The sequence below is a fragment of the Saccharothrix sp. NRRL B-16348 genome (genome assembly GCF_001280085.1).
Taxonomy (GTDB): domain Bacteria; phylum Actinomycetota; class Actinomycetes; order Mycobacteriales; family Pseudonocardiaceae; genus Actinosynnema.
This window is the reverse complement of the sequence record NZ_LGED01000011.1, coordinates 22,487-31,454: the sequence shown is the minus strand read 5'-3', so window position 1 is coordinate 31,454 and position 8,968 is coordinate 22,487. Positions and strand designations below refer to the sequence as shown.

5 protein-coding genes are annotated in these 8,968 nt (G+C 71.0%); 1 reads left to right on the top strand and 4 read right to left on the bottom strand.

The features are described 5' to 3' along the window. Positions 1–434: 434 nt before the first annotated feature. A complete protein-coding gene (locus ADK67_RS03800) occupies positions 435–1,541 on the top strand; it encodes a HesA/MoeB/ThiF family protein (protein ID WP_053714981.1) in 1,107 nt (368 codons plus the stop codon). Here the strand turns inward: ADK67_RS03800 and ADK67_RS03795 are convergent. The 4 genes from ADK67_RS03795 to ADK67_RS03780 form a co-directional block, all read right to left on the bottom strand. After that, the gene (locus tag ADK67_RS03795; protein WP_197289262.1) at positions 1,484–3,457 is read right to left on the bottom strand and encodes a tetratricopeptide repeat protein; all 1,974 of its coding nucleotides are present in this window, start codon (positions 3,455–3,457) and stop codon (positions 1,484–1,486) included. The genes ADK67_RS03800 and ADK67_RS03795 overlap by 58 nt on opposite strands. Before the next feature lie 443 nt (positions 3,458–3,900). Beyond that, positions 3,901–5,391: a TRAFAC clade GTPase domain-containing protein gene (locus tag ADK67_RS03790; RefSeq protein ID WP_053714979.1), complete on the bottom strand. Its 1,491-nt coding sequence runs from the start codon at positions 5,389–5,391 to the stop codon at positions 3,901–3,903. Next, positions 5,388–6,401 carry a hypothetical protein gene (locus ADK67_RS03785; RefSeq protein ID WP_157619893.1) on the bottom strand — a complete coding sequence of 338 codons (1,014 nt, stop codon included), beginning with the start codon at positions 6,399–6,401 and terminating at the stop codon, positions 5,388–5,390. Before ADK67_RS03785 ends, ADK67_RS03790 begins: the two co-directional genes overlap by 4 nt. Positions 6,402–6,418: 17 nt before the next feature. Further along, the gene (locus tag ADK67_RS03780) at positions 6,419–8,968 is read right to left on the bottom strand and encodes a hypothetical protein (RefSeq protein ID WP_157619892.1); all 2,550 of its coding nucleotides are present in this window, start codon (positions 8,966–8,968) and stop codon (positions 6,419–6,421) included.

The window sequence follows — 8,968 nt, the reverse complement described above, 5'->3', positions numbered from 1 at the left end:
CGGCGGGTAGTGCTTCATCACCATCTGAACGGGACTCCTGTCCACCCGGATCGTCAGGATCCAAGTGTGTCTGGTGTCCAACATCCAGGGTCAAGTCCCACCACCCGTTCGGGGGAGTCGTTGTCCCGGTCTTGTCCCGCTGGCCGTCCCCGTCTCTGTCCCGGGGTGCGCCGCATCCTGTTCTCGGCCGGCAATCCGCCGGCCGCCACAGGAGAGGAGGACCAGGGTGAACGAGCTCCGGTTCCACATCCCACTGCCGGACGAGGCGCAGCTGCCGCGTCCGTGCGTGCCCTTCCCCGCCCTGTTCCGCCTCGGCTGGCAGGGAAGGGGGTGACGACATGATCATCACGTTCATTGCGGTCACGCAGGACTGGATCCCGTGTGACCCGAAAACGTCGGACGAAGCGTGACACGATGGTGACAGGAGAAGTGTGATGCACCGCCCACGTATCAAGTACGAGCACCTGCCCGTCCGCCACGGCGAGGACCTGGTGCAGATCGGCGGCTCCTTGCCGGGAGTCGCTGCGAGGATCCCGGATCCGGACGGCACGGTGTGGGCGCTGCTCACCCTTCTCGACGGGACGCGCACGGTGGACCAGGTGGTCGCCGACCTGGTCCACCGCCACCCCGACGAGCCGCCCGACACGGTCTACACGGCGATCGACACGCTGGCCTCCGCCGGCTATCTGGAGAACGCCGACGAACCACCACCGGAGGCGCTCTCCGAGGCCCAGCGAGAGCGGTTCGGACGTGGTCGGGCGTTGTGGCGGTGGATGGACACCATCCCGCGCACCACTGGTTGGCACGCGCAGTTGGCGCTGCGGCAGGCTCGGGTCACGGTCGTCGGCGTCGGCGGGATCGGCAGCACCGCGGCCCTCGCGCTGGTCCAGTCCGGGGTGGGGCGGCTGCACCTGGTCGAACCGGACCTGGTGGAGCTGTCCAACCTCAACCGACAGATCCTCTACACCGAGCACGACCTCGGCCGCCCCAAGGTCGATGTCGCGGTCGAGGTGTTGCGACGGCACAACGGCGAGGTCGAGGTCACCGGCGAGCAGGCCACCGTCGACGGCGTGGGGATGCTGCGGCGGATGGCCACGAGGTGCGATGTGCTGCTGATGGCCGCCGACACGCCACACGAGATCCGGTCGTGGACCAACCGGGCGTGCCTGGACACCGGCACCGCCTGGGTCCACGGCGGTTATCACGGGCCCAGGGCGGGTGTCGGGCTGTTCGTACCCGGCAACGGACCGTGCTACGACTGCGCACGCACCGCTGCTGCACGTGAACAACTCGCAGCACCGCCGCCGACCTCCTGGCCGGACACGAGCGGGACGTCCGGGACGCACGCGGTCAACGCCGTGTCCGCTGGGATCGCCGGTCACCTGGCCGGCCACGCGGTGATGAGCCTCATCACCGGAATCCCCCGCCTGCGCGCGAACCGCCAGATCGGGTACAACCTCATGACACTGCAGCACAGCACGTTCTATGAATCGGCGGAACCTGAGCCGGACTGCCCCGCCTGCGGACCGTCCGCCGCCTGACTCGAGCCGTCGGCGCGCATCGAGGCGAGATCCTCAGCACGTCTGTGAACCAGTTCGGCGCGCGGGTCGTCGAGGTCCCTCAGGATCCCGGCGGCCCGCCGCAGGTTGTGCACGGCCCGGTCGTCACGGCCGGTGGCGACCAGGGAGACGGCCACCGCCTCCAGCGCCGCAGCCAGATGCGATTCAGCGCCGCTGTGCCGCGCGTAGACGCCCACGACCTTCTCCCACAACCCGATCGCCGCGTCGTGCTCACCCAACCCCTGGTGCGCGAGCGCCAGGTCGTCCTCGGCATAGGCGGTGATCAACGGATTACCGGTGCGGCTGCGCAACTCCCAAGCCCGTTGCGCGTAGTCCAACGCCTCAGCGAACCGCCCCCGCGCCACGTTCACCAGGCACAGGTTTCCCAACGCGATGGCCTCGGCCGCGGAGTCACCCTCCTGCCTCGTCGCCTCCCACATGGCCAGGTAGTACTCCGCCGCTTCGTCGTGACGTCCCTGTGCCTGGCGCAGGCTCGCCAGCCCGGCCAACGCTCGCCGTCGCAGGACCCGATCGCCGGACTGTGCCGCCGCCTCCAACACGTTCTGGAAGTCGGCCTCCGCCGCCGCTTCGTCGCCCGAACTCCGGTAACTGTGACCACGCAGGATCCGCAGGAACGCCTCGGCCGCCCGGTCCTCCGACACCCGAGCCGCCTCGACCCCGCGTGACTTCGCCTCCAGTTCCTCCCGCCACCACGACCGCGGCCCCAACCCCAGATGGCGCGACGACAACGCCAGCGCGATCACCACCGCGTGCATGCCGTGAGCCACGGCCATGCGTTGTGCCGCCGACAACACCGCCCGCTCCGAACGCAACCAGCCCATCGCCTCCTCTCTGTCCCGAACGGGCACCTGTACATCGGGAAAGTCCACAGGTAGCCGGGCCGACACCGGGTACACGAGACGATCTGCGAGGTCTGCCGCCGCGGCGTACCAGCTCAACACGCGCGACACCGCCTCCTCCCGAGCCACAGGTGTCTCGTCCAGGTCCGCGCGGTAGGCGGCGTAGTCGTGCAACAGGTCGTGCATCCGATACCGGCTACGGGCGACCGGCTCGACCAGATGCTGTTCTGCCAACTCCTCGAGAACACGCGTCGTGGACCGAAGGTCCAGCGCGGCCAAGGCGGCGACGGCGTGCACCCCGAACTCCGGCGCCGGGTGCAATCCCATCAACCGGAACACCCGTGCGTGCACCGGGTCGAGCTGGGTGTAGGACCAGTCGAACACCGACCGCACCCCACCCAATCCGCGCCACGACCCGTCCACCCCGATCAGGCCCCGCTCCTCCTGGATCTCCTCCACCACGTCGGCCACCGCCAGGAACGGGCGGGACGCCACCCGCGTCGCCGCCACGCGCACGGCCAACGGCAACCGAGCACAAGCGCTCACGAGCTCCTCCACCGCGTCGGGCTCGGCGGCGGTCCGGGTCTTGCCGACGATCCCCTCCAGCAGACGCACGGCGTCCACGGTCTCGAACACGTCCACCGCGACTCGCCGGACCGCTTCCAGCACCACCAACTCCGACAACGCGCCTCGACTGGTCACCAATGCCAGAGAGCCCACCCCGCCGGGCAACAACGGACGTACCTGATCGGCGGACCCGGCGTTGTCCAACACCACCAACACCCGCCGGGCCGTCGCGATCGACCGGAACAACGCGCCCTGGGCCTCCACGCCCTCGGGAATCCGCCGCTCCGCGACACCGAGCGCGGTGAGGAAGTCCGTCAGCACCACGTCCGGGGCCAATGGGGCGCTCGGGCCGTAGCCGCGCAGGTTCACGAACAACGTGCCACCCGGGAAGCGGTCCTGGACACGATGTGCCCACCACACCGCCAACGTCGACTTCCCCACGCCCGCCGAACCGTCCAACGCCACGACCACCGCCCCTCCAGCGGCATTCCGCTCCGCTTCCGCAAGCAGAGCGTCGAGAGCGGTGACGTGGGCAAGACGTCCGCAGAAATCGGGTACCGAGGCCGGTAGCTGTCGCGGCACCACTACGGCTTCCGGAGCAGGCAGCACCACCTGATCGATCCGGCCCGCCTGCACCACCATGCCCTGGACCGTGCCGCCTATGTCATTGCTGACCCCGCCATCGGCCATGGGGTCTGAGTATGGCTGCATTTCCGCGAAGCGGCGCCCGCTGAACCGGTACATCACCCAGAGAGTTAGAGCTCTCCCCCTGGGGGCGAGCCTGGGGGTGTCTGGACGGCGGCCTCGTTGTCAGAAGACAGCTGTGCAGGCGAGGACCAGCAAACCGGTGGTGACAAGGGCGGACAGGAGCAGGAGAACGCGGGCCACAGCGCGGCCGCGGTCGGTCGACGAGGTCATGGGGTGGTTCCCGTCAACAGCCAGTGGATCGGGGCGGCCGGGTCGTCGTGGGGGTTGGCGGAGGTGGTGAGGTAGGTGACCACGAAGTAGTGGACTTGGGGGAAATGGTGCTCTGCGGAGTGAACGAGGTCCGCGTGGCCGTGGGCGATGAGCCACGCACGGACTGCGGCGGGGCGGTCCAGTGGACGTGTGGCGTAGGGATGGGTGCGGTCGGGGAGGGTGTCGCCCTTGGTGACGACGACGGCGATGCGGCGTGGTGTGGCGGTGTCGTGCTCGGTGAGGGTCTCGGTGAGCAGGTCGAGGACGGTCTTGGGGTCGGTGCCGGACGTGCGGGAGGCGGCGAGGACGCCAGGGTCGGCACGGGCGCGGACGGCCGGAAGGGCGAGCGGGTCGACGATCAGGATCACGCCGTCGCTCAAGGCGAGGAAGGCGGAGTCGGCGATGCGGTCGGCCTCCTGCACGATCTCCCCTGCCGCGTCGTACAGGTGCAGGAGGCGGTTGCGCACCTGCAGGGTGTGCGAGACCGGTTGGCTCACTGGCGTGCGCGGCGGGAACACACCCTCGGCAAGCAGAGCACCGGTCTCGGCCAGCCTGCTCTCGGTGAACGGGTCCGCGGGGACGGCGTCGTGACCGGACCTCAGGTAGGCCACCGCGGTGTGCAGGAACACCGACTTCCCGGCACCGGTGCCGCCGACTACCGGGACGTGACGCGTGGGCATCATCTGAGTCGAGGAGGGAAGGGAAGCGTCGCAGCTGCCGCAGCGCGGTGAGAGACCGCGTTTGCCGGTGATCAGCAGTGTGGGCAGACCTCGCCCGCAGCGGCAGGTGCGGAGGAACACGCCCTGTGCGCCCGGAATGAGCGCGTGGTGCTCGCGACCGCAGGGGCACACGAACACCGGGCGGGCGAGTCGGGTGTGGCAGCTGGGGCACTCCGCCGTGATTCCCCTCAGCGCCAGAGAAAGCGCTTCGAACAGCCACAACGTGCCGGACACGAGCCGGAACCCCGTCACCACCGCGGTGAGGAACACCAACTGCACCACCCAGGTGGTGGCCAGCAGGACGAGCGCGAGGGTGTAGCCGATGGCGAACCCGATGCGCGCGATGAAACCCACGAACGGCACCGTGGACGAGCGTGTGATGACCTGGAACTCCCGGATCGGGCGAGCTTGCCGCAGCCCATCGCCCGCGGAGTCCCCGTTGAGCTGGGCCAACCCGCGCTGGTGCAGCGCCACGAAGCAGGCCACGCCGAGGCGCCGGTGGTCACGCAGGGCCGGGCCGGACAGGTACCGCCGATCGGCCGGGTCAGGCAGGGTGTCCAGCGCCAGGTGCTCGATGTTGGCCCGGGCGGAGAGGCAGTCGAGCGCTTCACGGATGACGGTGACCAGCGCCAAGGTCAGGCTGAGCACGACCGCGGCGGCGAGGACCGGTCCGGTGATCACGAGTACGAACACGGCCAGCAGCAGGTAGAGGAACAGTGACCCGATCATGAGGTCGGCCCCTCCCGACCCCGGAAGACCGGTATCGCGCCGAACCCGGCAAGCAGCCACAGCAGCGGATCCTCCACCCGGTAGGGGATCGGTTCCCTCCTGCCGTCCGCGCGGTCGCCGAGCGCTGTCGCTGCGAAGTAGCGGTGGCGCCGGAAGGCGGTGTGGACACCTCGGATGAGGTCCGTCTTGTTCCAGTGGCCAAGCCAAGCGGCGGTCTCGTGGTGGACGTCCACCCCGTCGGACACCGCGTAGCCGCCGCTCCGGGGCACGGGCCGCAGCAGCGGCGACGCGGGGTCGACCATGTCCCACACAGTGTCCAGTTTGGTCAGTACAACGGCCAGGGGCATGTTGATCCGGGAGTGCGGGCGCAGGCCGCGCGCCGCGCGCACTGCTTCGGCCAGCCGGGTGATCCCCGCGTCGCCGGGCACGGCGGCCCCGGGTTCGACGGCCAGGACGAGGCCGTCGGCGTGCTCCAGGTTCGCCGCGGACCCGTCGGCGCTGTCGTAGAACGCGATCACCACGGCCCGTGCCCGCGGCCGGATGTGCAAGCTGACCAGCAGCGGCCCGGGCTCCGTGGCGAGGGGCAGGACAGTTTCGGCGACCAGCACACGGTCGCGGTCGTGCCGTAGCCTGCTCCCCTCACCGAGCACGTCGAGGGACATGCCGGGGAAGCGATCGTCCAGGTGCCCTTTCGCGACCCTCCGAATGACCGACGCTACCCACGTGCTCTTACCGGATCCCGCCGCTCCGACCACGGCGATCACCCTGGGGCGGCCCTCGACGTACTCACGCGGCACGACCTGCTCACACACCGGGCAGACCCGGCGCGCCTTCGGAGCACGCCCGTGCGGGCACTTGCCCTTGCGCGCCTCCGAGACCGGGAACTGGATCGCGGTCTCGCCGCAGCGCGAGGCGCACTGCCTCAGGTACGCCTTGCCCGGCGTCCGGGCGTGGCAGTACGGGCAGGCCGGGACACGCCGGGTCGGGACGCTCCAAATCGGAGCACGCACAGCGGTCTCCTCTCGGATCAGGGCACGACCAGCAGATGTGGGGCGGGGTGGGCGAGCACGACGGTCTCGTCCAGCGAGAACGCGCGGAGGAACACCGGCCGCCGTAGTTCGCGCGGCACCCGGAGCCGGACGGGCTCCGGCGGGCCGGGGGCGGGCAGCCGCAGGATCTCGACGCCGTCCTCGGGAGCCAGCGGCCGCGACCCGGACTTGGCGACAACCGCGATGTCGGGGGCGGGCTCCGGACCGTGCACGGCCATCAGCAGTTCGCCCCGGCGCCACCAGGCCGCGCGCCGGATGCTGTAGCGCACTTCACGCAGCCGGGTCGAGCACACCGTCACCATCGGCCCGAACAGGGCGGAGTCCACGACCGACACCCCGAACCAGTGCTCGCCGGGCAGGGTCGCGGTGATCCGCGCGCCGCGGCCCGCGTACGCGGACCTGCTGATCTCGACCACGGTGGCCTGCGGGTCCAGCGGCCCGGTAGGCGGCCCGTCCACCCGCCAGACCACCCGCGCGTCGGTAGCCCACATCGGCCACTGCCACGACAGCACCACCTGGGGGCCGAATCGTCTGGCGTGCAGTCCGCTGACCGGTTCCAGTGGCGCGGTCACCCGCGTCGCCGCGCCGATGGCGGCGAGCGGCCCGGACACCGTGACCGGCACGAGCACCCGCTGCCCTGCCAGGTCCGCCACCGGGACCGACGCCCGGCCCGTGTCGCTGACCGCGACCACCCGGCCCGCGACCACCGCGTCGGCGGCGCGGAGAACCTGCGGCGCGGGCGCGACCCCGTCGTGCGGGACGCGGATCACCAGCGGCGAGCCGCTCTGCCTGCTCCAGGTCAACTCCACGGTGTCACCCGAGAGGCCGGCCCGCAGGTCGTCGACCTGGCGCGGGTTCCCCGGACACTCGCCGTACACCGCCAAGCCCGCGCTGTCCTCGGGCTCGCCGGCCCGGCCGGGATAGCGGGCGCGCACGAGGTAGCGGTACTGCACACCGGGCACCACAGCGGTGTCGTCGAACCCCGTTCCGTCGGGCGTGGCGACCTCCGCGGTGTCGCCCAACGGCCCGCTCCTCATCACCGATGCCCCGACCGCTCCGGGTGGCAACCGCCAGCGGCCCTGCACCGACCGCATCGTCGACTCGACCGCCAGATCCAGCACGTCGGGCACCAGCACGATCTCCCTGCTGTGCGCCATCCCGCCGGGGACGCCGTTGCGCAGGGTCTGCACCGCGTACGAGGTCGGCACACCGGAGGGCGGCACGTCCGACAGCGTCAGGGCGTCGGTGTCGTGGGCGATCACCGTCCCGCCCCGGCTGACCCGGTAAGTCAGGCGCCCCGCGGTCGACGTCGACTCCTGCCACGTGATGACGACGGCGTCGCGGTCCGCCCGTACGGACACCTCGGCGGGTGCCACAGCCGGACAGCGGCGCAGGCCCGACTCGATCGCGGGGTCCGTCAGCTCCCGGGCCGCCGCCAGGTAGCGGGCAGCCGCGTCCTCCGGCGCGGTGTCCTCCAATTCGCGGGCGGCGGCGACATCGGCGGCCAACCGGTCCACGGTCGCGGCCAGCGCGTCCCGGACGGGCTCCCAGTCCCCGGTCAGCCGCCTGCTCGACAGCACCGCGAGCGCGGCGTGCAGCCTGCCGTCGGCGACGGCCTGCCTGTAGTCGGACTCCCAATCGGACTGATGCGTGCGTCGGCACCAGACGGCGTAGGCAAGCGTGTCGGGATCGCGCGGGAGGCCGCTCGCGACGCACCGCTGCGGGTCGGCCGCCGCGAGGAAACTGACTTCCTGATAACCCACCAGCACGGCCACCGACAGCTCGGTGAGGAACTCGTGGCGCAGCAGCGGGCTCAGTCCGTCGGGCTCGTCCAGCGCTTGTTGAACGATCTTGAGCACCGTCTCCTCAGTCGCGACAGCGGCTCCTCGTCGGGTCCGCAGATGTGCGCGCCTGCGCCGAAGTACGTCCGCGTGGATGTCCGGGCCGCCGGCAGACAGGTTCCGGGTCAGGTACTCCCACAGGCTGGGGATCCCGAGGTCGGCCAATGCGGCGGCGATCCGGCGCGACCGGAACGTATCCGGCGGTACATCGAGGCTTGCGGGCTCTCGCTCGACCGCTCGGTGCTGCTCGAGCGCAGCCAAGACGTCCGGACGGCTCCAGCGGCCCGCTGACTGCCGGACGAGGGCTGCGACGGCCGTGGTGGGCATACCTGGCGCGGACCGCAGGAACTGGTCGACCACCTTGGCCAGGGCCGTGCGTTCCGCCGCTACGGCGGTCCGGTGCACCGAGCGCTCGCGGGGATCTCTCAGCACCCGCACGGCGGTCTGGTGCCCGCGCCGCAGCCGCTCCACGGCCTCGGTGTGCTCGCGCAGTTCGGGAGTGCCCCAGAGCTTCGGAATGGAGGTCAGCGCCGAGTCGATCTCGTCGGTGGTGCAGTCGGCGGGCAGGCGGTACACCCGGAACAGGTTCCGGTGAGGCGACCACCCCGTCTCGACCGGCGTGATGACGTCGACGAGGTAGGCCCGGACGTCGGCCTCGCGGAGTCCGGGGAGTTCCGTCTCGGCCAT